The 25,960-nt window shown below is 63.9% G+C and carries 28 protein-coding genes and 1 riboswitch; of the genes, 14 read left to right on the top strand and 14 right to left on the bottom strand.

Going from position 1 to position 25,960, the window contains the following annotated elements; translation table 11 throughout:
- Nucleotide 1: 1 nt before the first annotated feature.
- The gene (locus tag ABIE52_RS14310) at nt 2-988 is read right to left on the bottom strand and encodes a glutamate ABC transporter substrate-binding protein (RefSeq protein ID WP_003944406.1); all 987 of its coding nucleotides are present in this window, start codon (nt 986-988) and stop codon (nt 2-4) included.
- Between the two features lie 14 nt (nt 989-1,002).
- The gene (locus tag ABIE52_RS14305) at nt 1,003-2,364 is read right to left on the bottom strand and encodes a GlnX family signal transduction membrane protein (RefSeq protein WP_042452116.1); all 1,362 of its coding nucleotides are present in this window, start codon (nt 2,362-2,364) and stop codon (nt 1,003-1,005) included.
- 158 nt (nt 2,365-2,522) lie between these two features.
- On the opposite strand from ABIE52_RS14305, the gene ABIE52_RS14300 reads away from it, so the two are divergent.
- Nucleotides 2,523-3,122 (top strand): NUDIX hydrolase, encoded by a 600-nt coding sequence (locus ABIE52_RS14300; RefSeq protein WP_042925897.1) that lies wholly within the window; start codon nt 2,523-2,525, stop codon nt 3,120-3,122.
- Between the two features lie 92 nt (nt 3,123-3,214).
- On the opposite strand, the gene ABIE52_RS14295 is transcribed toward ABIE52_RS14300, so the two are convergent.
- A complete protein-coding gene (locus ABIE52_RS14295) occupies nt 3,215-3,346 on the bottom strand; it encodes a hypothetical protein (RefSeq protein ID WP_003944354.1) in 132 nt (43 codons plus the stop codon).
- A gap of 248 nt (nt 3,347-3,594) precedes the next feature.
- Nucleotides 3,595-4,290: a thiamine phosphate synthase gene (thiE, locus tag ABIE52_RS14290; protein WP_192712082.1), complete on the bottom strand. Its 696-nt coding sequence runs from the start codon at nt 4,288-4,290 to the stop codon at nt 3,595-3,597.
- Nucleotides 4,291-4,316: 26 nt separating this feature from the next.
- Nucleotides 4,317-4,463, top strand: a riboswitch (TPP riboswitch).
- Between thiE and thiO the strand changes: the two genes are divergently transcribed.
- From thiO to ABIE52_RS14255, 7 genes are all read left to right on the top strand, one after another.
- Nucleotides 4,463-5,542, top strand: a complete 1,080-nt coding sequence (gene thiO, locus ABIE52_RS14285) for a glycine oxidase ThiO (protein ID WP_192712083.1) — start codon at nt 4,463-4,465, stop codon at nt 5,540-5,542. (Overlaps the previous riboswitch by 1 nt.)
- The gene (gene thiS / locus ABIE52_RS14280; RefSeq protein ID WP_003944402.1) at nt 5,539-5,754 is read left to right on the top strand and encodes a sulfur carrier protein ThiS; all 216 of its coding nucleotides are present in this window, start codon (nt 5,539-5,541) and stop codon (nt 5,752-5,754) included. Before thiO ends, thiS begins: the two co-directional genes overlap by 4 nt.
- The gene (locus tag ABIE52_RS14275) at nt 5,747-6,499 is read left to right on the top strand and encodes a thiazole synthase (protein ID WP_007726857.1); all 753 of its coding nucleotides are present in this window, start codon (nt 5,747-5,749) and stop codon (nt 6,497-6,499) included. Before thiS ends, ABIE52_RS14275 begins: the two co-directional genes overlap by 8 nt.
- A gap of 129 nt (nt 6,500-6,628) precedes the next feature.
- Nucleotides 6,629-7,618 carry an ABC transporter ATP-binding protein gene (locus ABIE52_RS14270; RefSeq protein ID WP_058038516.1) on the top strand — a complete coding sequence of 330 codons (990 nt, stop codon included), beginning with the start codon at nt 6,629-6,631 and terminating at the stop codon, nt 7,616-7,618.
- Nucleotides 7,618-8,388, top strand: coding sequence for an ABC transporter permease (locus ABIE52_RS14265; RefSeq protein ID WP_047268852.1), 771 nt, complete (start codon nt 7,618-7,620; stop codon nt 8,386-8,388). Before ABIE52_RS14270 ends, ABIE52_RS14265 begins: the two co-directional genes overlap by 1 nt.
- Nucleotides 8,389-8,520: 132 nt before the next feature.
- Complete coding sequence (locus tag ABIE52_RS14260) at nt 8,521-9,972, top strand: M20/M25/M40 family metallo-hydrolase (protein ID WP_192712084.1); 1,452 nt, start codon at nt 8,521-8,523, stop codon at nt 9,970-9,972.
- A 113-nt stretch (nt 9,973-10,085) separates the two neighbouring features.
- Complete coding sequence (locus tag ABIE52_RS14255) at nt 10,086-10,937, top strand: adenylate/guanylate cyclase domain-containing protein (RefSeq protein ID WP_047268851.1); 852 nt, start codon at nt 10,086-10,088, stop codon at nt 10,935-10,937.
- An 18-nt stretch (nt 10,938-10,955) separates the two neighbouring features.
- On the opposite strand, the gene thiD is transcribed toward ABIE52_RS14255, so the two are convergent.
- Nucleotides 10,956-11,798 carry a bifunctional hydroxymethylpyrimidine kinase/phosphomethylpyrimidine kinase gene (gene thiD / locus ABIE52_RS14250; protein ID WP_003945044.1) on the bottom strand — a complete coding sequence of 281 codons (843 nt, stop codon included), beginning with the start codon at nt 11,796-11,798 and terminating at the stop codon, nt 10,956-10,958.
- Nucleotides 11,799-12,035: 237 nt separating this feature from the next.
- On the opposite strand from thiD, the gene ABIE52_RS14245 reads away from it, so the two are divergent.
- Nucleotides 12,036-12,386: a GNAT family N-acetyltransferase gene (locus ABIE52_RS14245; RefSeq protein ID WP_003945052.1), complete on the top strand. Its 351-nt coding sequence runs from the start codon at nt 12,036-12,038 to the stop codon at nt 12,384-12,386.
- A gap of 44 nt (nt 12,387-12,430) precedes the next feature.
- Here the strand turns inward: ABIE52_RS14245 and ABIE52_RS14240 are convergent, their stop codons facing one another.
- The 3 genes from ABIE52_RS14240 to ABIE52_RS14230 are packed head-to-tail and all read right to left on the bottom strand — an operon-like array spanning nt 12,431 to nt 14,799.
- The gene (locus ABIE52_RS14240) at nt 12,431-13,231 is read right to left on the bottom strand and encodes an exodeoxyribonuclease III (protein WP_042452111.1); all 801 of its coding nucleotides are present in this window, start codon (nt 13,229-13,231) and stop codon (nt 12,431-12,433) included.
- Between the two features lie 16 nt (nt 13,232-13,247).
- On the bottom strand, nt 13,248-14,189 hold the full coding sequence (locus ABIE52_RS14235) for an N-acetylglutamate synthase, CG3035 family (protein WP_202426378.1): 942 nt from the start codon (nt 14,187-14,189) through the stop codon (nt 13,248-13,250).
- A 10-nt stretch (nt 14,190-14,199) separates the two neighbouring features.
- Nucleotides 14,200-14,799 (bottom strand): peptide deformylase, encoded by a 600-nt coding sequence (locus ABIE52_RS14230; protein ID WP_003945053.1) that lies wholly within the window; start codon nt 14,797-14,799, stop codon nt 14,200-14,202.
- Nucleotides 14,800-15,043: 244 nt separating this feature from the next.
- Here ABIE52_RS14230 and napA point away from each other — a divergent pair, with 244 nt between their 5' ends.
- The 5 genes from napA to ABIE52_RS14205 all read left to right on the top strand — a co-directional run bounded on the left by napA (nt 15,044) and on the right by ABIE52_RS14205 (nt 19,530).
- On the top strand, nt 15,044-15,394 hold the full coding sequence (gene napA, locus ABIE52_RS14225; protein ID WP_007730120.1) for a nucleoid-associated protein NapA: 351 nt from the start codon (nt 15,044-15,046) through the stop codon (nt 15,392-15,394).
- Nucleotides 15,395-15,447: 53 nt separating this feature from the next.
- On the top strand, nt 15,448-16,044 hold the full coding sequence (locus tag ABIE52_RS14220) for a LytR C-terminal domain-containing protein (RefSeq protein ID WP_003945058.1): 597 nt from the start codon (nt 15,448-15,450) through the stop codon (nt 16,042-16,044).
- A 95-nt stretch (nt 16,045-16,139) separates the two neighbouring features.
- Complete coding sequence (gene sodC / locus ABIE52_RS14215) at nt 16,140-16,841, top strand: superoxide dismutase[Cu-Zn] (RefSeq protein WP_007730117.1); 702 nt, start codon at nt 16,140-16,142, stop codon at nt 16,839-16,841.
- Nucleotides 16,842-16,931: 90 nt separating this feature from the next.
- On the top strand, nt 16,932-18,056 hold the full coding sequence (locus ABIE52_RS14210; protein WP_003945034.1) for a glutamate--cysteine ligase: 1,125 nt from the start codon (nt 16,932-16,934) through the stop codon (nt 18,054-18,056).
- Nucleotides 18,057-18,162: 106 nt separating this feature from the next.
- Nucleotides 18,163-19,530: a phosphatase PAP2 family protein gene (locus ABIE52_RS14205; protein ID WP_054186903.1), complete on the top strand. Its 1,368-nt coding sequence runs from the start codon at nt 18,163-18,165 to the stop codon at nt 19,528-19,530.
- Here the strand turns inward: ABIE52_RS14205 and mnhG are convergent.
- Genes mnhG through ABIE52_RS14175 form a run of 6 tightly spaced genes read right to left on the bottom strand, consistent with a single transcriptional unit; the run spans nt 19,496 to nt 25,850 of the window.
- Complete coding sequence (mnhG, locus tag ABIE52_RS14200; protein ID WP_003945045.1) at nt 19,496-19,840, bottom strand: monovalent cation/H(+) antiporter subunit G; 345 nt, start codon at nt 19,838-19,840, stop codon at nt 19,496-19,498. The genes ABIE52_RS14205 and mnhG overlap by 35 nt on opposite strands.
- Nucleotides 19,837-20,106, bottom strand: coding sequence for a monovalent cation/H+ antiporter complex subunit F (locus tag ABIE52_RS14195; protein ID WP_003945061.1), 270 nt, complete (start codon nt 20,104-20,106; stop codon nt 19,837-19,839). Before ABIE52_RS14195 ends, mnhG begins: the two co-directional genes overlap by 4 nt.
- Nucleotides 20,103-20,675, bottom strand: a complete 573-nt coding sequence (locus ABIE52_RS14190) for a Na+/H+ antiporter subunit E (RefSeq protein ID WP_192712085.1) — start codon at nt 20,673-20,675, stop codon at nt 20,103-20,105. Before ABIE52_RS14190 ends, ABIE52_RS14195 begins: the two co-directional genes overlap by 4 nt.
- Nucleotides 20,672-22,387, bottom strand: a complete 1,716-nt coding sequence (locus tag ABIE52_RS14185; protein ID WP_054827818.1) for a Na+/H+ antiporter subunit D — start codon at nt 22,385-22,387, stop codon at nt 20,672-20,674. Before ABIE52_RS14185 ends, ABIE52_RS14190 begins: the two co-directional genes overlap by 4 nt.
- Nucleotides 22,384-23,016: a Na(+)/H(+) antiporter subunit C gene (locus tag ABIE52_RS14180; RefSeq protein WP_003945054.1), complete on the bottom strand. Its 633-nt coding sequence runs from the start codon at nt 23,014-23,016 to the stop codon at nt 22,384-22,386. The genes ABIE52_RS14185 and ABIE52_RS14180 overlap by 4 nt, the downstream gene beginning before the upstream one ends.
- Complete coding sequence (locus ABIE52_RS14175) at nt 23,013-25,850, bottom strand: Na+/H+ antiporter subunit A (RefSeq protein WP_007730104.1); 2,838 nt, start codon at nt 25,848-25,850, stop codon at nt 23,013-23,015. The genes ABIE52_RS14180 and ABIE52_RS14175 overlap by 4 nt, the downstream gene beginning before the upstream one ends.
- Between the last annotated feature and the right edge of the window lie 110 nt (nt 25,851-25,960).

Here is a 25,960-nt window from a genome sequence, read left to right as displayed (position 1 = left end):
CTCAATCCCGGTAGACGGCCGGCGGGGGACCGGGCGAAGGACCGAGGACGCTGAGCCAGCGGTCGTAGATACGGTTCCAGGTCCCGTCGCTCCGGATCCGATCCAGTGTTCCGTTGACGAATCGGACCAAGTCGGGGTTGTCCTTGTTCACTCCGATTCCGTACGGTTCGACGCCCAGTGAGCCACCGACCATCATCAGATACGGGTCTTGCGAGGCGAGGCCCGCGAGGATCGTGTCGTCGGTGCTGATCGCGTCCACCTGCCCCTGCTGGAGGACGACGAGGCAGTCGGACCACATCGGGACGGTGACGACGGTGGCTTCGGGTTGGAGTTGCTGGATTCGAGTGGCCGAGGTCGTTCCCCGGGCAGCGCAGACCCGCTTGCCTGCGAGGTCGTCGATGCCGCGGACGGATGACCCCTGCAAGACCTGAATTCGTTGTTCAGCGGAGAAGTACTGCGTCGAGAAGTCGACCTTCTCGCGCCGCTCGCACGTGATGGTCATGGTCTTGACGACCACGTCGACCATCGATTCCTGGAGTGCGGCGATCCGATCGTCCGACGTCAGGATTCGGTACTCGATCTTCTCCGGGTCACCGAGCAGATCTCGGGCGATTTCGCGGGCGATGTCCACGTCGAAACCCTCGAGGCGCCCGGTGGCCGGATCGCGAAAGCTCATGAGGTTGGAACCGGTGTCCAGGCCCACGATCAGCCGCCCGCGGGCGCGGATGGCGTCGAGGCTCGGCGTGGGTGGCTGCGGAGATGCGTCTGCGGGGGTGGGCCGCAGGCTCGCGGTGAGGTTGGTGCACGACGCGGTAGTCGTCGGTGTCGGGCTGGGAGCGATGGTGGCCTCGGCCGGCAGCGGCGGTTCCGTGTACGACGTGGCGCCTGCGTTGTCCAAGTCTTCGGCTCGATCCGCACCGCAACCGGCGAGCACCAGCATGGCCGCTGCCAGAACCGCGACACATACGGCCGGGCTCTTCCTCCGCATCACCGGTACTCCCGTCACTGATACTCCCGCAGTCGAGGCCAGAATCCGATGAAGATTCCGGCAACTCCGAGAACTGCCAATACAGACATGCCCGGTGCAGAGGCAGCCAACACCCGGGAGGCGTACGAGACGTCGGACCGAAGATTCGTGCGCGAATCCACGATTCCCTGCCAGAGTTCGTGATCGAGCTTTCCGTACTCCGCGGCCGAATCCTGTTCTCCGGCGCCGATGGTGATGGCTGCGGCGGACGTGAAGTCGCCGTTTCCGAGACGGTCGTACATGCGCGTGTGCGCAGCCACCCACTGCTGGCGCGAGTCGAGTGCGGCGGTCAGCACTTCGCTGTTCACTCGGGCGCGTTCGTCGCTTTGCAGGCCCTCGAGGATGTCCCGCAGAGCATCGACCTTGCGGGTGAACGTCACGTTGTCCTCGGCGGTCGAATCCCGCCTCGCCAGCGTGAGGGTTTCCACGGTGCGTGCTTGCTGCGCCATGATTCGTGCCTCGGTCAGTTCGTGCAGTGGCTCGGCCCCGGCGTCGAGCGCGCGCCCGGTGGCCAGCGCGGAGACCAGTCCGACCGTGAGCAGCCACAGCAGAGCTGCAGCGACCGCGAGCGAGGCAAGGATCAACCCGAGATTGAAGCGTCGGCGACTCTTGCGGGAGAAGTACATCTGTGTCGCCACCAGCGCGCACAGCACGAAGACGAACGCCACGATCGGCCACCACGGTGGAGTCTCGAAATCGCGCTGTACTTGGGAGACCAGCGTCTCCTGCGAGGCGTGCAGTTGCTGGGCCATCGGCAGCAGCGAGGTCTGCATCAACTGCGAGGCCTCGCTCAAATATGCTGCCCCGACCGGGTTTCCGACGCGATTGTTCGCCCGTGCAGTTTCGACCAGCCCGGTGTAGACCGAGAGGTCGGTCGAGATGGTGGTCAACGCGCTGTGACCGGCAAGATCGGTCGAGTCGAGACCGGCCGACGCCTGGACGATCTCCGCAGAGGCCTCACCGATCGACTGCGTGTATCGGTCGCGGACTTCGGCGGGTTCGAGGCCGCCGGAGATGAAGGCGGTGGCCGCGGCGGCGTCTGCCAAGGACAACGCACTGTAGAGATTCTGGGCCGAGTTGGCGAGAGGCTCGGTTTCGACGAGGAGGAGGTCGAGGTTCGCCTGGCGGTTCTCGATCGCTGCGGTGGCGAGGAGTCCGGCGATCAAAGTGATCGCGATCAGGATCAGTCCGACGACGGTCAACCGGCCAGGCGTCGAGGACATGAAGGCCTGCAGTTCGCGCCGCAGAAGTGCCTGCTCGTCCTCCGCCGACACTGATGTGGCCTCGGAGGGCGGCAGCGACCGGGGTTCGATGGACGGGACGACACGGTCGACCATCGAGCACCTCACTTCGCTGTAGGCGGGCTACCGAGAAATGATGCCGCCGAGAAATGATTCAGGGCATCTTCGCGAGCATATAAGCATCACCTACACCTGGAGCAGTTTGAAACGGTTAGTGTGGGACAACGGCGAGAGCAGGCGGAGCGAGGTAGTCGATGCGTGGTGACGGTGACGGTTGGTCCATCGGATCGGACGGTACTCGGCATTGGGGTAAACACGGAGCCGCAGGACTGCTTCTGCGTGCCCCCGATTCGGACGGATCACCCATGGTCTTGCTGCAGCATCGTGCGGCGTGGAGCCATCAGGGCGGAACGTGGGCACTGCCCGGCGGTGCGCGGGACTCACACGAGAGCACGACGCACGCTGCCGTCCGGGAAGCACACGAAGAAGCAGGTATCGCCGAGGACGCCGTCCGTGTCCGCGGGGAAGTAGTGACGATGCGCGCCGAGAGCGGGTGGACTTACACCACCGTCGTGGCTGACGCGGCGCATCCACTGTCGACGGTTGCCAATGGTGAGAGCACCGAGTTGCGGTGGGTACGCGAAGCCGACGTCGACTCACTGCCGCTGCATCCGGGCTTCGGTTCCTCATGGCCCGACCTCCGGACCGAGCCTGTTGTGGCCGTGGACGGCGATCCGCACACAGTCGTGCTCGAGGACGGCGGATTCGGATGGTTGTCGGGTAGTTCCCACCAAGGCAGTGAGCAGTCAGGCAGTGACCAGAACCTGTCCGAGGCGTCGAGTACGCAGTCGTAGCACTCGAGTCTTCACAGTTCATACACAGCAGAAGGGCCGGACTCCGCGGGAGTCCGGCCCTTCGGTGTTTCGGTCGTCGACCGAAACGAGGCTCAGCTGAGCGAGTTCAGCGCCGTGATGAAGCTGACCGCGGTGATACCGAGCTTGAGCAGCTCGCTGATCTTGCCGAGGTTCAGGTCTTCGAGCGATTCGGTGCTGAGCGAGCCGGTGTCGAGGGATCCCATTTAGTGCTCCTAGGTTCAGTTAGTAACTGGAGGTAAACTACAACAAACCGAATGGGATGTGACACGCAATCGAAGCAACTGTGAGCAAGATCACTTAATCCGACTTTTCGGACATCCAATCGCACCTAGGAACTGGGAGTTTGTTGTCTGATCGGACAACTTCCGTTCACAATTCGAGTCAGGCGTGCTGACCCGTAACTGTGCGGAAATCGCCCGGCAAACACTTGACGAACGCCAGTTACCGGCTTTCAGCGCCCAGCGACGGCTGCGGCGAGGCGTTGCGCGGCCGCCTGGGGATCCGATGCTTGCGTGATTGCACGCACGACGACGATGCGCGTGGCGCCGGCATCGAGCAGCTCTGGCAGACGTTCTTCGTCGATGCCGCCGATCGCGAACCAGGGCCGCGGCGGTGCGGCGTCGGCGGTCGATCGAACCAGTTCCAAACCGGACGCACTTCGATTCGGTTTGGTCGGTGTCGCCCAGACCGGCCCGGTACAGAAGTAGTCGACGCCCTCTTCGATGGCGGCCAGACTCGCCTGCGCGCGACTGCTCGTCGAACGGCCGATGACTACGTCTTCACCGACAACGGTTCGCGCGTAGGGGACGGGAATGTCGTTCTGGCCGAGGTGGAGGATGTCGGCGCCGGAAGCCATCGCGAGATCCGCGCGATCGTTGACGGCCAACAATGCGCCGTGGCGTCGCGCTGCGGCCGCGAGAATGCCCAGCGCCACCAGTTCGTCCTTGGCCTCGAGCGGGCCGAACTCGCGCTCACCGGAAGAGCCTTTGTCACGCAATTGGATGATGTCGACTCCGCCGGACAATGCTGCCTCGGCGAACTGCGCGAGGTCGCCTTTCTCGCGGCGCGCGTCGGTGCACAGGTACAGCCGTGCTGCTGCCAGGCGCTCGCGCCGGTCGATGTCGTTACTGGGATGTGTGGGGTGCACGGAGCAAACGGTAGCCTCTAGGGAGCAAGGTTCGACACGGGAGTCCTGAAACGTCGTCGTCACTTTTTGTCGTGACTGCGAGGTTCGTAGGGCTGAGAGGGGATCGCGACCAGATCCCGACCGTCAGACCTGACCCGGATCATGCCGGCGCAGGAAGTGGAGGTGGAGTTTCGTGAGTACACACGCTCGTACGGTGTCGGTTGTCGGCGGCGGTGTCATCGGTCTCGCTATCGCGTGGCGAGCAGCCCGCGACGGGTGGGCCGTTCGGTTGTACGACCCGTCCATTGGATCAGGTGCTTCGTGGGTGGCGGGCGGAATGCTTGCCCCGCTTTCCGAAGGCTGGCCGGGTGAAGAAACCGCGTTGACAATCGGTGCAGCGTCCCTGGAACGGTGGCCGACGTTCGGTGAGGAGCTCGGAAAATTCGGGCAATCGGTCTTCACCGCGGACAGCTCGCTGACGGTTGCACTCGATGCTGCCGACGCGCAGGACCTGCAGACCATCGCCGAGTGGGTGAGCTCGCAGGGGCACGAACTCGAAGTTCTCGGTCGCGCGCGCATCCGTGAACTCGAACCGATGCTGGGCCGGGGCATCCGGTCGGGGTTGATGGCTGTCGGTGAGTCCGCCGTCGACAACAGACTTCTGCTGGCGGCGTTGCAGAAGGCCTGTGCGGAATCCGGCGTCGAATTGATTGCGCGGGCCGTCGACAACCTCGCCGAACTCGATACCGATCAGATAGTGCTCACCGCCGGTATCGCGTCACCCAAGCTGTGGCCCGGGCTACCGGTACGCCCGGTCAAGGGCGAAATCCTTCGCTTGCGCAGTAGGCCTGGAGTCACCCCGGCGCCCAGCCGTACCATCCGTGGCAGCGTCCACGGCAGGCCCGCCTACCTCGTCCCGCGCGGTGACGGAATCGTCGTCGGCGCAACACAATACGAGTCCGGCGAGGATACACAGGTCACGATGGCCGGCGTACGGGACCTGATCAACGACGCCGAGGCCCTGATGCCGGCGATCGGCGAATACGAACTGTACGAGTGCGCGGCAGGTCTGCGTCCGATGACGCCGGACAACCTGCCGTTGATCGGGCGCGTGTCCGATCGTGTTGTCGTCTCCACCGGGCACGGCCGCAACGGGGTCCTGCTGACGCCCGTCACCGCCGATGCGACGGTCGCGTTGCTGAACGGCACATCTTTGGTCGAGGTAAAAGGAACCGAACCCGAGCGGTTCGCAGTAGCTAAGGAAAATTCATGAGTGAGCAGGTCCCGATCGGGATCACCGTCAACGGCGAAGATCTCGAGTTCGATCGAGCAGTCACGGTGACCGAACTTCTGACGCACCTCGAGTTGCCGAGCAAAGGCATCGCCGTCGCCGTCGACGGTGCGCTCTTTCCTCGCGGGCGTTGGGACGAATCCGTCGGACGTGGTTGGGAAATCGAGATCCTCACGGCGGTGCAGGGTGGCTGAGCAGGACCTTCTCACTATCGCGGGCCGCAGTTTCGGTTCCCGGCTCATCACGGGGACAGGCGGCGCCGCCAACCTTGCGGTCCTCGAGGAAGCGCTTGTCGCCTCCGGTACCGAACTGACCACCGTCGCGATGCGGCGAGTCGACGCGGCAGGCGGCACCGGCGTTCTGGACCTGCTTCGTCGCCTCGGAATCGAACCGTTGCCGAACACCGCCGGGTGTCGGGGCGCCGCCGAAGCGGTCCTGACGGCGCAGTTGGCACGCGAAGCGCTCGAGACGAACTGGGTCAAACTCGAAGTCATCGCCGACGAGCGGACTCTGCTGCCCGACGCAATCGAACTCGTCTCCGCCGCAGAACAATTGGTGGACGACGGATTCACCGTCCTGCCGTACACGACGGACGATCCGGTGCTGGCGCTTCGCCTCGAAGAGGTCGGCTGCGCGGCAGTCATGCCGCTCGGTTCACCCATCGGGACAGGGCTGGGTATCGCGAATCCGCACAATATCGAGATGATCGTCGAGCGCGCCGGCGTGCCCGTCATCCTCGACGCCGGAATCGGAACGGCCAGCGACGCCACCCTTGCCATGGAGTTGGGCTGCGACGCCGTCCTACTTGCGACAGCGGTGACGCGGGCCAAGAATCCCGCGTTGATGGCGTCGGCGATGCGGCACGCAGTGGTAGCAGGTTTCGAAGCGCGTCACGCCGGCCGGATTCCCAAGCGGTTCTGGGCCCAAGCATCGTCCTGACGGACCATTTCCGGGTGTTTTCTCAGGGTTATGCCCGGATTGTCCGGCTTCGTGTCCTACCTGAGTACCACTCGGAACTAGACCTGTGGCCGATGTGCTGGTCATTGCCGGTAGGGCACAGTTCTCCTCATGATTGAACTGAGGGGATTGACCAAGGTTTACGGACCGACGAAAGCGGTGGACGATTTGTCGTTCACGGTCAAGCCGGGCATCGTGACGGGCTTCCTGGGCCCGAACGGTGCCGGTAAGTCGACGACGATGCGGATGATCCTGGGTTTGGATCAGCCGACGTCGGGTGCGGCGTTGATCGAGGGCAAGCCGTACCGCGAGCTCAAGACGCCATTGCGGACTGTCGGTGCGTTGTTGGATGCGAAGTGGGTGCACCCCAATCGCAGTGCGCGGGCGCATCTGCAGTGGATGGCTGCTTCGAACGGGATCCCGAAGTCCCGCGTCGACGAGGTGCTCGGGTTGGTCGGATTGTCCGAGGTGGCGGGCAAGAAGGCAGGCGGGTTCTCGCTCGGTATGTCGCAGCGTCTGGGGTTGGCGGGTGCGTTGTTGGGGGATCCGAAGGTGTTGTTGTTCGACGAGCCGGTCAACGGTCTCGATCCGGAGGGCATCGTCTGGATTCGTAAGTTCATGCAGCGGTTGGCGGCCGAGGGCCGCACGGTGTTGGTGTCGAGTCACCTCCTGTCGGAGATGGCGCTCACGGCGGAGCAGTTGGTGGTGATCGGTCGGGGTCGGTTGATTTCGGATTCGACGGTCGCGGAGTTCGTGGATCGTTCGTCGGAGTCGACGGTGCGGGTGCGCAGCCCTCAGCTCGATGCGTTGCGCAGTGTGTTGCTCTCGCAGGGGCTGACGGTGCGTGAAGACGGTTCCGGTGTTGCCCCGGCATTGGTGGTCGTGGATTCGACCACCGATGTGATCGGTGGTTTGGCTGGTTCGCAGGGGATCGTGTTGTACGAGTTGGCTTCTCAGCAGGGGTCGCTCGAGGATGCGTTCATGAAGTTGACCGGGGACGATGTCCAGTACCACGCATCCGGTATCGATCCGGGTGTCGGTGCACACCACGCAAATACACAGCAGGCAAACACGCAGCAGGCTATGGGAGGTGCACTGTAATGGCTGTTCTCAGTGCTGAACGTATCAAGATCACCACGACCAAGTCGCCGCTGTGGTGCTCGGTCATCATCGTCGTGCTCGCGCTCGGCTTCGCGGCCATCATGGGCGCGGTTGCCAAGTCGGCTCTGACGTCCTCCGACGTCCAGGGAGCACCGGACCTCGACACCGCCGTTGCCACGGCCGGCATCTCGGGTTTCGGAATCATGGTTCTCATGATCATGGCGGCCCTCGCGGTCACCAGTGAGTACCGCTTCGGGACCATCCGCACCACCTTCCAGGCCGTTCCGAACCGTGCCTCGGTTCTGATCGCCAAAGCCGGCCTCATCGGTGCTTTCGGTGCTGTACTGACATTTGTTCTCGCCTTCGGCGCGTACGCCATGGCCAAGGCCATCGCCGGTACCGAGGCGAGTGCCGGATTGACCCTGTCGAGCGGCAGTGACTGGCGCGCGATCTACGGCATCCCGATCTACGCCTTCCTGTGCGTGATTCTCGCTGTCGGCGTCGGATCGATCATTCGCCAGTCGGCCGGCGCAATTGCGTTGCTCCTGCTCTGGCCGCTGCTCATCGAGAGCCTGTTCGGACTGTTCGGCAGCTTCGGCGAGAAGATCACCCCGTTCCTGCCGTTCGCGAATGCAAACCACTTCCTCAGTGCGAGCAGCGGTGGCGTCGACTTCCACTGGGGACCCTGGGGCAGCCTGATCTACTTCGCGGCCTTCGTTCTGGTGATTTTCGGAGCAAGTATCGTCATCGTGAATCGTCGCGACGCCTGATCTTGTCGCTCCCTCGGTAGGTGTTGTCGGGAGACCTACCGAGAACCAGGAGTGACAGCAGAGTAGGGACCCAGTACGAAAAACCATTCGTACTGGGTCCCTTTCCTGTGCTTCGGCCGATATCCTCCGAAGATGAGACTCTTCGGTGTGGTTGTGGTCGCAATGGCTGGAGCACTCGTGGTGAGTGGATGCTCGTCGGGAAGTGAAGCGGCCGTCCCGACAGACCCGGTTGCATTCTCCGAGACCGTCACGGTCGACGCCGTGACCGGGCATCTGGAGCAACTCGAGAAGATCGCCGCCAACAACGAGGGCAATCGATCGGCCGGTACCCCCGGCTATGACGCCAGTGTCGACTACGTGGCAAACCTGCTCGAAGACAAGGGTTTCGAGGTCAGCACCCCGGAATTCGACTTCAGCTCCTTCGATCCCGGCACCGAATCCCTGAAAGCCGCTGACGGCTCCGATGTTCCGGTGCGGGCGCTGACATATTCCACCTCCACGGGACCGACCGGAATCACGGCGCGTCTGGTGGCGATTCCCGCCGACGAGACCCCCGGTTGCGAGGCCACCGACTACGACGGCCGCGACGTGAACGGTGCAATCGTGCTGGTCACCCGCGGAGTGTGCCCGTTCGGCGACAAGCAGAAGATCGCCGCTGACCGCGGCGCGGCAGCGTTGTTGGTTGCCAACAACGAGGACGCGATGCTGGGCGGGGCAACCTTGGGTGAACCCGAAGACGCCCGCATCCCGACCGGCGGGGTGAGCAAGGCGTCGGGCGAGGCTCTTGCCGCAGCGCCCGGAGACCTCACGCTGATTCTCGACACGTCGACGGAAACGACGAAGTCGCGCAACGTGATTGCACAGACCAAGACCGGCGCGACCGACAACGTGGTTGTCGTGGGCGCCCACCTCGACAGCGTGCCGGAAGGTCCCGGAATCAACGACAACGGAAGCGGTACCGCAGCCGTACTGGAAACCGCGCTGCAGATGGGAAGCTCACCGAGCATCGAAAATGCCGTGCGTTTCGCTTTCTGGGGAGCGGAAGAAGTGGGATTGGTCGGCTCCACCCGCTACGTCGAGGGTCTGAGCGATCAGGAACGGGCCGACATCGCCCTGTACCTGAATTTCGACATGCTCGGTTCGCCCAACGCCGGATACCTGGCTTACGACGGCGACAACTCGGACGCCGTGGGGGAGGGGCCCGGGCCCGAGGGGTCGGCGGGCATCGAGCGCACCTTCGTCGACTTCCTTGCCGATCGGGGGATTGCGGCGGACGGAACGGACTTCGACGGGCGTTCCGACTACGGCCCGTTCATCGAGATCGGAATCCCGGCGGGCGGAGTGTTCAGCGGCGCGGACGAGCGCAAGACGCCGGCACAGGCCGAGAAGTGGGGCGGAGAAGCGGAGGAGACCTTCGACCCGAACTACCACAGTGCCCAGGACAACCTCGCGAACATCGATCGCGAAGCGCTCGCTGCCAACGCTTCTGCAGTAGCCTTCGGAGTTGCGACGTATGCCCAGGATTTGAGCGGGCCGAACGGAGTTCCCGTCGGCGATGCCCGGACACAGGCCAGAACCGAATGATCGACTGACCGAATGATCGACTGACCGAATGATCGACTGCGCGAGCGACCAGGAGGCCACTGTGCGAGAACCGCGGCAGCACACTGTCTGTAACTCTGAGTTACGCTTGAGTTATGGCTGATCTGTCCCCGGAGAACACCGACACGACAGGTGCTTCTTCCTCCTCGGTTCGAGGCGTCGTCGACGTCGTCTTGAATTCTGCGGCAGAACTGAACCGTCGACAGCAGCTCATCGATGCGCTACGGCGGCTCAGGCGGGCATTACCCGGCGATCCCGGGTTCGGGGACCCGCTCTCGCTCGCCGGCCCCGGCGGTGCCCGCGCCGTGGCCCGCGTCGCTGACAGATTGCTCGATCAGAAACCGGCAGCCACTCGCGAAGTGAGCCTCGGAGCACTGCAGGTCTGGCAGGCAGCGCTGGAAAAGATGGGCCGCGGCCGCGGGGATCAAGAACTGACCATCGTCTTCACCGATCTGGTGGGCTTCTCCACCTGGTCGCTCGCAGCCGGTGACGGCGCGACGCTGACCCTTCTGCGTGCGGTGGCGCAGGCCGTGGAAACTCCGATCACCGACAACGGCGGACACGTCGTCAAACGGATGGGCGACGGTCTGATGGCAGTGTTCATTCGCCCGGATGCGGCTTTGAAGGCGGTGTTCACCGCGCAGGACGCGCTCGCGGAAGTCGATCTCGACGGATACACCCCGCGCATGCGCGTCGGCCTACACACGGGTACCCCGCGTCAGATCGGTGACGACTGGCTCGGCGTCGACGTGACCATCGCCGCCCGGATGATGGGCTTGGGCGGCGACGGAAACGTCATGATGTCGGCGACCACTCTCGAGGAACTCGAAGCCGGCACCCTGGAGGATCTCGATCTCACGATCCGGCCATGGCGACGAGGGTTTTTCGCCACGACGCCCAACGGGGTTCCCGTCGACCTGGGAATCTGGCGCGTACGCCGGAACTAGCGCCCTGGACCTCGAGCGCTAGACCTGGAGCCGCCAGAGCGGGGACACCGGACCGTGTCCCGCGCCGAGGTCGTACGACGCCTCGAGGCACTTGGTCACCCACTCCTTGCCGAACGCCACCGCGTCCGGAACGGAATAGCCGTGTGCGAGAGCGCAAGTGATCGCAGCAGCCAGCGTGTCTCCGCCGCCGTGATCGTTGCCGGTGTCGATCCGGGCACTGCTGAATTCGAGGAAACGGTCGCCGTCGAACAACAGGTCGGTGGACAACTCCGAAGTACGAAGGTGGCCACCCTTGACGATGGACCATTGAGCGCCGAGCGCATGCAGCGCTTCTGCCGCTTGGCGGGCGCTCTTGTCGTCGACGACCTCGATACCGGTGATCAACCGAACCTCGTCGAGGTTCGGAGTGACCACCGTGGCTGCCGGAATCAAGGTGTTGCGGACCGCGTCGAGAGCTTCTTCGTGCAACAGCGGATCGCCGTGCATCGACGCGCACACCGGGTCGACCACGAGCGGAATCGGACGGTCGCGGCCGATCCCAACCTCGGCGGCAACCGCGGCCACCGCTTCGATGATCGTCGTCGACGCGAGCATTCCCGTCTTCGCCGCACCGACGCCGATGTCCGAGACCACGACCCGCACCTGGTCGGCGACGATCTCCGGCGGAATCTCGTGGAATCCGCTGACTCCCACCGAATTCTGGACCGTCACCGCGGCGACGGCCACGCAGGCGTGCACTCCGCACATCGCCATCGTGCGGGAATCGGCTTGAATGCCGGCTCCGCCACCGGAGTCGGTTCCGGCGATGGTCAATGCCCGAATCGGGGTCTGTCCGGCGGGGGTCAGGGGCAGCAGCTTCACGACGACGAGCCTACCGATCGGACCTGGGGAAACGGCAGTTCGGTCCCACCTCTCGCGGGAACGACGGCGCAAACTGCGATTGCGATCCGGTCGTTCCCGGTGCAAAAATTGGTCGAACCCGGGACAGCGTCGTCGGTAGCTGATTCTATGAGTGGCATGGATCACAGTTATGGAGAGCGTGCGAACGCAGCTGTCGCCGATCGCGCAGGTGCACATCGTGCCGTGGAGGTCGCCGCAATGAACGACATCGAAAATTCGAAAACCGGAACCTCACCGGAAGTCACGCTCGTGGACAATCCGTCGCACGAACGATTCGAACTGCTCTCCGACGACGAGTTGGTCGGCATCCTCGGATACCGCGACGAAGACGAGATTTCGGGGAGCGGAGCCGAAGCGGGCGACGTGGTTGCGTACATGCATACCGTCGTCAAAGAGGAGTACGGCGGGCAGGGACTGGCAGCCGTACTCGTGCAGTTCGCAATGGACTGCGCCCGTGAACGTGAATGGTCGGTACGGCCCGTGTGTACCTATGTTCAGCGGTACCTCGGCGAGCACCCCGAGTATCTGGAACTGCTCGTCGAGGACTAGAAGCCCGAGGGTGCAAACAGACGATCAGGCTCCGAGATTCACGATCACCCGAGATTCACGATCACCGGAGCGTGATCGCTGGCGCCCTTGCCTTTTCGCTCGTTTCGATCGATCTCGGCCGCCTCGACGCGTGCTGCGAATGCCGGTGAGCCGAGGATGAAGTCGATTCGCATACCCTGCTTCTTCGGGAAGCGAAGCTGCGTGTAATCCCAGTACGTGTACACGCCGGGACCGGGTGTGTACGGGCGAACTACGTCCGCGAACCCGGACTCGGTGAAGGCGGTGAACGCAGCTCGTTCCGGCTCCGACGTGTGGGTCTTGCCCTCGAAGAAAGCGGGATCCCACACGTCGTCGTCCGTGGGAGCGACGTTCCAGTCGCCGACCAGGGCGATCTGCGCGTCGGGATCCTGCTTGAGCCAGCCCTCCGCGTCGTCGCGCAGCTTGGCCAGCCAATCCAGCTTGTAGGCGTAATGCGGGTCTTCCAGCTCACGGCCGTTGGGGACGTACAGGCTCCACACCCGCACACCGCCACAGGTGGCACCGATCGCACGTGCCTCGCGGACCGGGTCTGCCTCGGGATCCTTGTCGAACCCGGGCTGATCCTCGAATCCGATCTGCACGTCGTCCAAGCCGATGCGGGAAGCGATGGCGACACCGTTCCACTGGCTCAACCCGACGTGGGCGACCTCGTAGCCGATTTCCTTGAAGCGTTCGTACGGAAACTGCTCGTCCTTGCACTTGGTTTCCTGCATTGCCAGGACGTCGACGTCGGATCGACCGAGCCAGTCGATGATCCTGTCGGTACGGGCACGGACGGAGTTGACGTTCCAGGTAGCGATGCGCACGAGGGCAAGCCTAGCGTCAGCCGCCGACAGGATCGGTGGCGTATCGGTAGCGGTGGTGTTCGACGAATCCGAGTTGCTCGTAGAGCGCGATCGCCGCGAAGTTGTCCGCCGAAACCTGGAGGTACGCGTGCGTCGCACCGTTCTCACGACCCCAGGAGAGTAGATCTCCGCAGATCAGCGACCCGATTCCGTGACGACGGTGTTCAGGGGCGACGTGAATGCCGGTCAGTCCTACCCAGCGTTTGTGGTCGGGTGCCTCGGTGAGCGCAGCGCGCCCGATGGCAAGCGTCGTGTCGGTGTTTCCGATCGCGCCGAAAGTTGCAGTGCCCACGACAGCCGTGAGCACCGCCTCGACGTACGCCGGATCGCCGTGGGCGTCGTACATCGACAGCCAGTTGTGGTCGGGGCGGTCGGCGAACGAGGTGACCGGAGGACCGAGCGGCAGCGTGACATTGCCCAGATCGGCGGCCATCACGATGGTTTCCTTCTCGCTGCTCCACCCGTCCGGAGCGGTGCCGAGTCGATCGGGGAGGAGCAGCAGGGTCGGCAGTCCGCGGTCACCGAACCACTGGCGTATCCGCTCGATGGTGCTCGCGTCGAAGCCGGCAACCGCCCCCGCACCGCCGAGCGGCAAAGCGGAATTGGCGCGACCGGTGACACCGTGACCGGCGCGCAGCAACCAACCGTCGATCCACGCCTGCTCGACCCCCGGCCACGCCGCCGCAGCAGCCGTTTCGAGGTTTCGAATCTCGCCGATGCGAATCGGGCGGGCCGAGAGACTCTTGAGCGCGATCACCTGATCGGCGGAGACCTGGACCAGCCGACCGTCGCCGGCGCGAACGGCGATGGGATCGGCGCCCTCGAGGATGCCGATGACGTCGGTCATGGGATGCGAATAGCCGGGTGGGAGCTTGTATCGCAAAACCACCCGGCTACCGATCGAAATGTTGCCGTTCAGAGCAGAATTCTCAGTCTTCGTAATCGTCGTCGTCGTGACCGAACGGATCGTCGACGGTCCCCGGCGTCCAGGTCAGACCGGGCTTGCCCCAACCGGAACGCTTGATGATCTTCTTGGCAGCGCGCGCGTTGCGGCCGATGAGTACGTCCGTGTAGAGGAAACCGTCGAGATGCCCGGTCTCGTGCTGGAGCATCCGTGCGAAGAATCCGGTGCCCTCGACCTCGATCGGGTTGCCGTCGGCGTCGGTGCCGGTGACCTTCGCCCAATCGGCGCGACCCGTCGGGAACTGCTCGCCGGGAACGGACAGGCAACCCTCGAAGTCTTCGTCCGGGTCGGGCATCGTCTGGGGGATTTCGGACGTCTCGAGTACCGGGTTCACGACGACGCCGCGTCGACGCTCGCTGCTGCGGTCGTCGCCGGGGCAGTCGTAGACGAAGACTCGCAGTGGAACACCGACCTGATTGGCCGCCAGACCGACGCCGTTGGCAGCGTCCATCGTCTCGTACATGTCTGCGATCAGTTCGGCGATCTCGGCCGGGGACTGAGTGACCGGCTCTGTCGCCTTGTGCAGTACCGGGTCGCCGACGATTCGGATGGGGAGGATAGCCATGCGGACAAGGATAGTGCGGCGCGCCCGCGTAGTTATCACGGCCCGCACACTCGATCATGGTTCAATGGTTGCTGAAGAACAGCGATGTAATTCGTTGCTCGGTCGGAACGTGGGCCGCGGGGGAAATTGTGAGTTACCTTCGGGCCAGGGGACCGGGAAACTCACGGCCGCGAGAATTCGGTCGGAAAAAGAACACCGGGCATACGAGTCTCGCTGACGCCGAGCACAGCAGTCGAGGAGTGACATGGACGGCGCAACCGCGCGTAGTCGGAACCAGTCCGAAGGCACTGGCGCCGACGATTCGGTAGTAGATACAGCAGGCATGCACGAGGTGGGCGAAGACGGCCTCACCCGCCGGGAGCACGACATCCTCTCCTTCGAGCGTCAGTGGTGGAAGTACGCCGGTGCGAAGGAAGAAGCCATCAAGGAGTTGTTCGACATGTCGGCAACCCGCTACTACCAGGTTCTCAACGCCTTGGTCGATCGCCCCGAATCCTTGGCGGCTGATCCCATGCTGGTCAAGCGCCTGCGTCGTCTGCGTGCCAGCCGTCAGAAGGCCAGGGCCGCCCGCCGCCTCGGCTTCGAGGTCACCTGAATCACGCGTACATATGATCGGGCTGTCCACGCACTGGCGATAAGGTCGACATCGTGAGTACCCCGAAAGAGCAGCCGTCCGGACCTCCGCTTCGCGCAATCGCCATGGTGTTGATCGCGTTGGCGATCGTGTTCATCGGTCTCGGAGCAGCCTCACTGGGTGGATCGAGCGACGGTGGATCGGGCGACGAGAACACCGCAGCAGAGCAGACCGAATCCTCGGCGCCTGCCACGACGAGCGCCCCCGCGCCGGCACCTGCCACTTCCAAGCCGGCAGCGACGACGCAACCCGCTTCGGGCGATACCACCACTACCTCGCGTCCCTCGGGAACTGCGACGACCACGACTTCCAGCTCCGCGAGCGGCACCGACACGTCGAATGTCAGCGTTCGAGTTCTCAACAACAGCACCGTCTCCGGTCTGGCAGCAGGTACCGCCGAGGAATTGACGGCAGCAGGTTGGAACGTCGAGGAGACGGGTAACTACAGCGAGGGCACCGTCAGTACGACGACGGTGTATTACGGATCGTCCGCGGCGGAGAAGGCAGCGGCGCAGAAGATCGCGGCTGAACTCGGAGTCTCCGCAGAGCCTCGATTCGCCGGCATCGCGAACGCGTCACCTGGTGTGATCGTGATCGTGACCTCCAACTGACCGGTCGTGAAGGTGGAACTGACCCGTCGGTTCCAGCTACTACACGCGCCGTTATGATCAGAAGCACTTTCTCGCCACCTCAAAGGAGCGGTTCGATGGCCCCCAGCAGCACCCGGCGTATGTCCTGGCGCGTCGTTGCCCCTGTAGTCGCGATTGCCGCTTTCGGCTTGACCGCTTGCAGTAACAGCGAAGAGCCCAGCAGCGTCCCCGGCACGACTCCTCCGGTGTGGACCGGTGCAGCCGATCCCAGCGCGCACGAAAGCGCGGGCGGCCACGGTTCCGAGACGGCTCACGCCGGCGCTTCTGCCGAAACGGTCACCGCAACGCTGAACGGCACCGACGGCGCCAAGGTCGGAACGGTCACGTTCGCGCAGGAAGGTAGCGACGTCAAGGTCACCCTCGACGCCAAGGGCCTCACCCCCGGCTTCCACGGATTCCACGTCCACCAGGTCGCCAAGTGCGAGACCAATTCCGTTGCCCCCAGCGGCGGAGAGCCGGGTAACTTCCTCTCGGCAGGCGGACACTTCCAGGCCGAGGGTCACACGGGCCACCCGGCGAGCGGCGACCTCACTTCGGTTCAGGTCCTCGAAGACGGCACCGCCACACTGGTCACCACCACCGATGCCTTCACCGTCGACGAACTGGTCGCAAACGGTGGAACATCCGTCATGATCCACGCCGGAGCGGACAACTTCGGCAACATCCCGACGCGTTACGCGCCGGCACCGGACCAGCAGACCCTCGACACCGGTGACGCAGGCGGACGCGTTGCTTGCGGTGTCATCACCAAGAGCTGACAAACTCACCTGAGTTTTGCATCACTTCCGGCGACTACCACGCAGTAGCCAGCACGGTGTTTTTACCGACACTGTGATTGGATTCTCTGCGTGGTAGTTCCATTTCCAGGTTCGCCGCGCCCGACGCTGGGCGTGGAGTGGGAGATCGCGCTGGTCGATCGCAAGACCAGAGATCTCTCCAACACAGCAGCCGAGGTGTTTTCGGCGGTCGAAGAGCTTGCCGGCTCCGAAACCCCGCACATCACCAAGGAACTACTGCGAAATACCGTCGAACTCGTTACTGGTATTCATTCGACGGTCGGCGAGGCGATGAGTGATCTCGACAGGTCACTGGATCTGCTGCGTCGCGCCGCGAATCCGCTCGGCGTCGACCTCATCAGCGCGGGCACGCACCCGTTCGCGCAATGGTCGACTCAGTTGGTCACCCGGACGCCCGACTACGACGAGCTCATCGAACGCACGCAGTGGTGGGGTCGGCAGATGCTGATCTGGGGCGTGCACGTCCACGTGGGTGTCTCGTCCGCGGATCGCGTTTTCCCCATCATCAACGCACTGCTGCAGCGCTATCCGCATTTGCTGGCGCTGTCGGCATCCTCGCCGATGTGGGCCGGTGTCGACACCGGCTATGCGTCCAATCGAGCGTTGATGTTCCAGCAGCTCCCCACCGCGGGCCTTCCGTACCAGTTCGAGAACTGGGCCGAATACGAGTCGTTCATCGACGACCAGATGAAGACCGGTGTGATCACCAAGATCGGTGGCATGCACTGGGACATCCGTCCCGCGCCGAAGTGGGGAACCATCGAGGTCCGGGTGTTCGACGGCGTCTCGACACGCGCTGAACTGGGTGCTCTCGTTGCTCTGGTCCACTGCCTCATCGTCGATCTGGACCGCAGACTGAGCGCCGGTGAGACTCTGCCGAACATGCAGCCGTGGCACGTCAAGGAAAACAAGTGGCGCGCAGCGAGATACGGACTGGATGCCGAGATCATCCTCGACTCCGACGCAAACGAGTGCCTCGTCACTGACGATCTGGATCGCCTACTCGACGACTTGGCGCCGATCGCGGTCTCGCTCGGCTGCGCGGACGAGTTGGCGTCGGTGGCGGACATTCCCCGTCGCGGCGCGTCCTACCAGCGGCAACGTCGTGTCGCGGAAGCGACGGGCGGCGATCTGGTTGCGGTCGTCGACGCCTTGGTCGCAGAGTTGGGCACCTAGCAGGTTCCAGTGCGAAGGACTGTTTCGCGGACTGGAAATCCGGGCATACCAACCGTTTGTCCAGTGGGTGTCCATATTCAGTTCACACGCCGTTTACTATTGTCCGGTGTTGATAGACAGTTGGTCCCAACGAGGGGGCGCACCCGGACAGTCGGACCGTTCGTGGTCGAGTTCTCACCGACTCCTTCTGATCGGCACAGCAGCATTGACCCTGCTGGTCCTGGGCGTGCAGGCGTTCGCGTCGTACAAGGGCTATCTCGGTCCGGTGGAAAGCCTGTTCGGTGACTACTTCCTCGTTCCCCGCTCCGCGACCATGCCTTGGGTGGGCCTCGCTCTCGCGCTCGTCGGACTGAACAACAAAGAACGCATCTACGCGGTATCCGCGGCCGTCGTGATCGACGTGGTCGTCGGCGCGATCCGCTGGTTCTCGGGTGGACCGCTGACGATGGGCACCGGCGGCACCTGGGTGCTGACGGCCATCGCGGTGTACGCGGTGTGGAAGTTGTCCGGTGAGCGTCGACTCAGCGTTCTGCACGGCGTCGCGCTGGGCGCGTTGCTCATCATCGCGGCCAAGGTTGCCGAGACGTGGCTGGAGATCACCATTCTCGTCGGCACCGACGTGTGGGACGAGTACGTCTTTCTCGCCGACCAGGCTCTCGGGAATCCGTCGTGGGTGATGGGCCAGATCGTCGACGCCATGGGCCCCGTCGGTGCCGCAGCCCTCGACTGGATCTACGTCGAACTGCCGGTCGCGGTGATCGTGGTTGCTCTCTATCAAGTACGTAAGGGATGGCCGTCGCATCACCTGCTGCGCACGTTCCTGCTCATCGGGCTGATCGGCCCGATCTTCTACGTCCTGTTCCCGGTGGTCGGCCCGGTGTTCGCCTTCGGTCCGCGTGGTTTCGGATTCCAGATCGGTGACTACTGGCCGAACATCGTGCCCAGTTTCGACTTCGCATCACCGTCGTCGCTACCGTTCGACGACGCCGCGCCACGAAACTGCATGCCGAGCCTGCACACCGCGTGGGCAGTCGCGCTGTTCATCCACTCGCGCAGCGGACCGTGGTGGATTCGCAGCCTGGGATCGTTCTGGCTCGTTGCGACCCTGACCGCGACGCTCGGTTTCGGATTCCACTACGGCGTCGACCTCATTGCCGGTGCCGTCCTGTGCTTGACCCTCGATGCGGCGCTACGGGATCCGGAGCGAGGCTGGGGGTGGTTCCGAGTGCGTCTGTTGATCGGTGGCTCGGCACTCCTGGCGGGATTGTTGCTCTCGTACCGGTTCGCTGCGGTGCAGATGGCCGAGTACCCGGCGATCTTCGGGCCGCTGCTGATGGCTGTCCTGGTTCTCATGTCGGTGGCGTACTTCGCCACCTTCTTCGCCCGCCCCGGCACTGCTCTTGCGGTGTGGGGCGAGCGCGACGGCGAGTGGGATGCCGTTACAGGAGAGAGTCCGGGTCTTCCAGCTCGTTGATCTTCATGAGGTCGTCCTCTTCGCGCTGTTCGCGGTAGGCGACTCGGCCGACGCTGTGCGCGATCACGGGCGCCGTCAGCAGCGTGAAGATGCCCACCAGGACCAACATCCAGATGTCGACGCTCCCACGAAGCAGGAACACGGCGCCCATCAGGACCAAGATCAGTCCGACCACCTGAGGTTTCGTGGCCGCGTGCATACGACGCAGAGTGTCGGGGAAGCGAACGATTCCCACCGCGGCGGTCAGCGCGAGCAGCGCGCCGAGGAAGATGGAGATGGCCCCGATCGTGTCGAGGATGTTGCCGATCACTGGTCACTCACCCGGAAGCGCGCGACGGACACCGAACCGATGAAGCCGACCAGCGCCAGCGCGACGATCGCGGGAACGATGGTCGTGTCTTTGCTGTACGCGGCCCAGACCGCGAGTCCACACATCGAGACCGCGATGATCGTGTCCAGGGCGACGAGGCGGTCGAGTGAGCTCGGACCGTCGAGCAATCGGAACGTGGTCAGTACGGCGGCGATCAGCAGAATCACTCCGGAAATGATCAAGATCGTGGTGATGAACCCGTTCATGGTTGGTCCTCCTGCCGGGGTGTATCGAATTCGTAGTCGCGCTGGTGCCATGGGCTGGGTTGCCAGTCCGAATCACGTTCGAACGACGCGATGAACAACCGCTCGAGGTCCTCCACCGAGCGGTAGAACGCGCTGACGGCTTTCTGCGAGCCGACGTCGAGCACGTGGACGTAGACGATGCGTCGGTTCTGGTCGATCTCGAGAACCATCGTGCCGGGGATCAGGTTGAGAACGTCGATGCACAGCGTGAGAACCAGGTCGGACTTGATCCCGAGTTGGTACCGCAGAACTCCGGTGACCGGCGGCGGCGACGGACGGATCGCCAGCCACGCGACCTGGATACTCGACTGGATCGCGTAGTACACGATCATCCACAACAGACGCAGAATCGACAGCAGATGTACCCGACCCTCGACCGGTACGCGGGGGAGGGGAAGCAGGACCATGATGATCAGGCCGACGGCGAGTCCGCCGAAGATGTTGCCGAAACTGATGTTGCCCCACAACAGGATCCATACGACCATCAGCCACAGCAGGATCCCGACGCGGAGTACCTGTTCGCGTTTCATCGCGGAGCCTCCTCGGTATTCGGGACGTCGGTGTTCGGGGCCTCGGTATTCGGGACATCGGTACTGGGAGCTACAGCAGGGTCGTCTGCAGCGACGGGAGCTTCGTCGACCGGCACGGGCCGGTGGTTGCCGAGAACCGCGTCGATGTAGATGGACCGGTCCTGCAGGTCCTTCGCCGCTCTGTCGCTGATGTCGATGATCCGGCCCGCGAACACCGTCAGTGCCAGACCGACGATGACAAGTCCGACCGTCGGAATCAGCATGAAGAGCGGAATCTTGCCGACATCCTCGCGGTCGACGAACGCGATGTCCTCTTCGGACTCGTCGATCAACGCTGACGGGCTGACGTCGGCGAGGTCACCTTCGGGCGCGTCGGCCCGGGCTCGCCAGAAAGCCTTGGTCCACACGCGGGCGACGGCGTAGAGCGTCAGCAAGCTGGTGATCGTGCCGCCGGCAACGAGGATCCAAGCCAACGCGCTGGCGTCGGCCGCACCGGCCTGAAGGAGCGCGACCTTGCCGATGAAGCCCGAGAACGGCGGGATACCACCGAGATTCAGCGCCGGGATCAGGAAGACGATCGCGAGGATCGGGCTGGCCGCCGCCAGACCGCCGAGACGGCGCAGCGACGACGACCCGGCTTGTCGTTCGATCAGACCCACGACGAGGAAGAGCGTCGTCTGCACGATGATGTGGTGGGCGACGTAGTAGATCGCGCCGGACAGCCCGGACGTCGTGGACAGTGCGATACCGAAGATCATGTAACCGATATGGCTGACCAGTGTGAACGAGAGCAGACGTTTGATGTCGCTCTGCGCGATGGCACCCATGATGCCGACCACCATCGTGAGCAGGCCGCACACCATCAGTACGTTGTCGAGTTCTCCTTGCGGGAACAGCAGTGAGTGTGCGCGGATGATCGCGTACACACCGACCTTGGTGAGCAACCCGGCGAAGACGGCGGTGATCGGTGCGGGCGCGGTCGGATACGAGTCCGGTAGCCACGCGGACAGCGGGAAGACCGCAGCCTTGATGCCGAACGCCACGAGCAGGACAGCGAAGATGGCGGTTCGTGTGCCCGGCGGAATGTTGTCGAAGCGCAGGGCCATGTCGGCCATGTTGAGGGTGCCGGTCGCCGCGTAGGCGAAAGCGATGCCCGCCAGGAAGATCAGCGAGGACACCATCGAGACCATCACGTACGAGACACCGGCCCGGACGCGGTCGGCGCTGGCACCGAGCGTCAGGAGCACGAAACTCGCGGCGAGCAGAACCTCGAATCCGACGTACAGGTTGAAGAGGTCACCGGCGAGGAACGCGTTGGAGATACCGGCGGTCAATGCGAGATAGGTCGGCAGGAAGATCGAGACCGGCTGGGCCTCGCTGCCGTCGCGAATACCCTGACCGATCGCGTAGATCATGACGGCGAGCAACACCACCGACGAGACCACGAGCATCATCGCCGAGAGACGGTCGACCACGAGTGTGATGCCGATGGGGGAGTCCCAGCCGCCGACCTGAACGGCCGTCGTACCGTCGCGGTCGGCGAGGTAGAGCAGCAAGCCCGACACCGCGACGACGCCGACGAGCGCGATCAGTGTGATCACGCGCTGGAAACGAGGACGTCGGCCGACGACCAGCGTCGCAGCAGCGGCCAGCATCGGGATCAAGACGGGCAGGGGCGCAAGGGCTCCCATCAGGTTGTCCGAGATGGTCATGCGCCTCCACCTCCCTCGATCTTGGTCTGGCGAGCGTCTTTGCGCCGCTTCTCGGATTCCTTCTTACGAGCAAGGTCGGTGGCCCAGTCGGGTACCGGTTCGTCCTCGAAGTCGCCGTCGTGGAGGTCGTCGTAGCATTCGATGTCCTCGAGGTTGACCAGTTGTTCGAGGGGAATAGGGTTGCCGTCCTTGTCGAATGCGTCGCCGCCGATGCTCGGGGCACCGGTGACCGGGTCGTCGGAGCGGTCGTGGTCGGGAGCGTCGGCAGGCAGGCGACGCTTGAGAACCTTGGTGTCCTCCGGATCGTCCTCGACGGCGTCGGCGGTGTTGATCTTGTAAGACCGGTACGCCAGTGCCAGAACGAAGCCGGCGATACCCATCGTGATCACGATCGCCGTCAGGATCATGCCCTGGGCGAGCGGATCCGCTATTTCCTCGTGGACCGAATCTCGGCCGACGATGGGCGGATTCCCGTCCGATCCACCGACGGTCAGGATCAAGAGGTTGATGGCGTTGCCGAATAGAAGTAGACCGAGCAGCATCCGAGTGATGCTTCGTTCGATCAGCAGGTAGACACCGGCCGACGTGAGGACGCCGATCAGGATCAGCATTCCGATGTTTGCGCTCATGGTGCTTTCACCTCGATTTCTGCGTCGAGGCGGGCGCCGAGACTTCGGAGTACGTCCAGGACCAGGCCGACCACGATGAGGTAGACGCCCAGGTCGAAGAACAGTGCGGTGACCAGTTTGACGTGGCCGATGAGCGGGAGTGTGAACTCGAAGACGGCGGACGAGAGCGCCGGGGCGCCGAGGAACAGCGACACCAGGGCGGTGCCCGCGGCCAGCGCCAAACCGAGGCCGAGAATCTTGCCCGCGTCGATGGGTACGGCTTCACCGAGTTCGTAGCGTCCGCCGGCGAGGTACCGAAGTACCAGCGCCAGGCCCGCCGTCAGGCCTCCGGCGAAACCGCCACCGGGGGCATTGTGACCGGAGAAGAAGAAGTAGATCGACAACACCATGATGGTCGGGAAGATCAACCTCGTGGTGACCTCGAGAACCAGCGAACGGTGTCGAGGATCGATGAGGTCTCCGCCGCGCAACCACGTCGTGTCCGAGTTGGCAGCTGCCTTGTCGACGATGACGGAGGGGGCGTCCGCGACGCGCGGCGCGATACCGAACCGGCGGTTGCGGAAGACGAGGCTGGCGACGCCAGTTGCCGCGACCAGCAGCACCGAGATCTCACCGAGGGTGTCCCATGCGCGGATGTCGACGAGTAGGACATTGACGACGTTCTTGCCGTTGCCCAGGTCGTAGGCCGCGTCGGGAAGCAGTTCGTAGATCGGACGAGTGTTTCGGGCATTGGTCGCGAAGGCCGCGATGGTGGTGACGGTGATACCGACGGCGACGGCGAGTGCGGCACGCGGCCACTTGAAGCCGATCGCCTTGCTCTCGTCGACTTCGGCGGGGAACTTCCGGAGCACGAGCACGAAGATCACCAGTGTCAGTGTCTCGACGAGGAACTGGGTCAGCGCGAGGTCGGGTGCGCCGTGCAGCGCGAACAACACGCCGCAGCCGTAGCCGGTGAGTCCGACGAGGATGACGCTGGCGAGTCGGTTGCGCATCAGCGTCGCGGCGATGGCGGCCGAGATCATCATCAGCGCGATCGTGAACTGGATGGGTGAATCCCACATCCGAAGGTCGACTCCGCCGCCATCGGTGTCGATGATCAGCAGGAACAGTGGCACAACGACCAGCGTCGCGAGAATCGTCGACTGTGTGCGGGGGAGCGAACCACGCTGTGTGGCCCCGGTCAGGCGCATCGAGATGGTGTCCATGCCGCGCAGGGTCGCGTCGTAGATACGGTCGGCGTTGCCGAGCGGCGGGTGCTCGAAGTGCAGTCGGCTGATCTGACGCTGCGCGATGTAGAGCGCGATGCCGCCGGCGATGACGATGCAGGTGAGCAGCAGCGGAGTGTTGAATCCGTGCCACAGCGCGAGGTGGTAGTCGGCGTGCGGTCCGGGGGCCAGTGTGGTGGAGTACGGCGTCAGCAGCTTCTCGAGCTGGGGCGAGAGAATGCCGGCGGCCAGACCGAGAACAGCGAGCAGGCCGGGCGCGAACAGGAACAGCCAACCCGGCTTGTGCATCTTGCTCACGGCTGGGCTGGGCTTGCTCAGGGTCTTACGTCCGAAGGCGCCCCAGATGAAGCGGACGCTGTAGCCGACGGTGAGGATCGAGCCCAACACGATCACCGTGACGACGGCGATGGACGACCAGTGGCCGAGCGCGTTCGTTTCGAGCACCGATTCGAGTGCGGCTTCCTTGCCGACGAATCCGAGTAGCGGTGGCAGACCGGCCATGCTGGCGGCAGCGAGGCTCGCGATGATCGCGAGAGCGGGTGCCGCTTTACCCAGGTGAGCAAGTTTGCGCAGGTCACGGGTACCGGTCGTGTGATCGATGATGCCAACGACCATGAAGAGTGCGGCCTTGAACATCGCGTGCGCCACGACCATCGTCATACCGGCCAGGGCGGCGTCACGCGTGCCGATGCCGACCAGGACCATCATGAAGCCGAGTTGGCTGACGGTTCCGAAGGCGAGGACGAGTTTGAGGTCGTACGCGCGCATGGCTCGCCAACCGGCGAGGATCATCGACAGCAGACCCAAACTGATGATGGTGATGCGCCACGGCGGCGAATCGGCGTACCCGGGAGCCAGGCGCGCGACGAGGTAGATACCGGCCTTGACCATTGCAGCAGCGTGAAGATAACCGCTGACAGGGGTTGGCGCGGCCATTGCACCGGGAAGCCAGAAGTGCAGGGGCACGATTGCCGATTTGGAGAGCGCACCGATCAGGATCAGGACGATCGCGACGGACGGGAGCCACCCCGTCGGCGGGTTCGCGACCAGTTCGGACAGGTTGTAGCTGCCGCCGACCTGGCCGAGGATGATCATGCCGACCAACATCGCCAGACCACCCGCGGTGGTGACCAGCAGTGCCTGGGTCGCGGCGCGGCGGCTGGTGGCGCGTTCGGCGTAGTGACCCACGAGCAGGAACGACAGGACCGTTGTCAGTTCCCAGAACACGTAGAGAAGCAGCATGTTGTCGCTGGTCACTAGCCCGAACATGGCACCCGCGAAGGCGACCATCTCGGCGGCGAAGATACCGAGTCGAGGTTCGTCGTCGGTGAAATAGCGGGCGCAGTAGACCAGGATGAGCGTGCCGACACCCAGGACGAGCACGGCCATGATGGCCGAAAGCGCGTCGAACCTGAAGTCGATGTCCATCGACAGCCCTGGAACCCAGGTGATGTGCAGCGTCTCGACGGTGCCCCATTTGTCGATGACCCAGCCGAGGCCGGCGAGGGGGACTATCGCGAGGGGGAAGAAGCCGTTTCGCCCTAACCTGCGCACCACAAGCGGAGCCAAGAGGGCGGCAACGGCATGGGCAAGCAAGATAGCGAGCAAAAGGCACTCCGTCGTGTTGTCAGCGGGCGGCGGGGTGTCCGAACAAAATCGAACCTATCGGATTAACGAGACAATTCACCTTGTCGGAGAGGTTGTCTTTGCGTACATAT

Origin of the sequence: Rhodococcus sp. OAS809, assembly GCF_040546695.1 — a bacterium.
GTDB lineage: Bacteria > Actinomycetota > Actinomycetes > Mycobacteriales > Mycobacteriaceae > Rhodococcus_F > Rhodococcus_F qingshengii.
The sequence above is the reverse complement of the archived record's forward strand: the minus strand, read 5'-3'. Positions and strand labels throughout refer to the sequence as shown.

Bases quoted from the DNA above. Each gene is read 5' to 3' on its own strand.
- ABIE52_RS14305 (WP_042452116.1), bottom strand. From the start codon at position 2,364: ATGGTCGACCGTGTCGTCCCGTCCATCGAACCCCGGTCGCTGCCGCCC.
- ABIE52_RS14195 (WP_003945061.1), bottom strand. From the start codon at position 20,106: ATGAACGGGTTCATCACCACGATCTTGATCATTTCCGGAGTGATTCTG.
- ABIE52_RS14310 (WP_003944406.1), bottom strand. From the start codon at position 988: ATGCGGAGGAAGAGCCCGGCCGTATGTGTCGCGGTTCTGGCAGCGGCC.
- ABIE52_RS14265 (WP_047268852.1), top strand. From the start codon at position 7,618: ATGGCTGTTCTCAGTGCTGAACGTATCAAGATCACCACGACCAAGTCG.
- ABIE52_RS14230 (WP_003945053.1), bottom strand. From the start codon at position 14,799: ATGGCTATCCTCCCCATCCGAATCGTCGGCGACCCGGTACTGCACAAG.
- ABIE52_RS14245 (WP_003945052.1), top strand. From the start codon at position 12,036: ATGAACGACATCGAAAATTCGAAAACCGGAACCTCACCGGAAGTCACG.
- ABIE52_RS14260 (WP_192712084.1), top strand. From the start codon at position 8,521: ATGAGACTCTTCGGTGTGGTTGTGGTCGCAATGGCTGGAGCACTCGTG.
- ABIE52_RS14255 (WP_047268851.1), top strand. From the start codon at position 10,086: ATGGCTGATCTGTCCCCGGAGAACACCGACACGACAGGTGCTTCTTCC.
- ABIE52_RS14295 (WP_003944354.1), bottom strand. From the start codon at position 3,346: ATGGGATCCCTCGACACCGGCTCGCTCAGCACCGAATCGCTCGAAGAC.
- ABIE52_RS14180 (WP_003945054.1), bottom strand. From the start codon at position 23,016: ATGAGCGCAAACATCGGAATGCTGATCCTGATCGGCGTCCTCACGTCG.
- ABIE52_RS14300 (WP_042925897.1), top strand. From the start codon at position 2,523: ATGCGTGGTGACGGTGACGGTTGGTCCATCGGATCGGACGGTACTCGG.
- sodC (WP_007730117.1), top strand. From the start codon at position 16,140: ATGGCCCCCAGCAGCACCCGGCGTATGTCCTGGCGCGTCGTTGCCCCT.
- ABIE52_RS14270 (WP_058038516.1), top strand. From the start codon at position 6,629: ATGATTGAACTGAGGGGATTGACCAAGGTTTACGGACCGACGAAAGCG.
- thiS (WP_003944402.1), top strand. From the start codon at position 5,539: ATGAGTGAGCAGGTCCCGATCGGGATCACCGTCAACGGCGAAGATCTC.
- napA (WP_007730120.1), top strand. From the start codon at position 15,044: ATGGACGGCGCAACCGCGCGTAGTCGGAACCAGTCCGAAGGCACTGGC.
- ABIE52_RS14190 (WP_192712085.1), bottom strand. From the start codon at position 20,675: ATGAAACGCGAACAGGTACTCCGCGTCGGGATCCTGCTGTGGCTGATG.
- ABIE52_RS14185 (WP_054827818.1), bottom strand. From the start codon at position 22,387: ATGACCATCTCGGACAACCTGATGGGAGCCCTTGCGCCCCTGCCCGTC.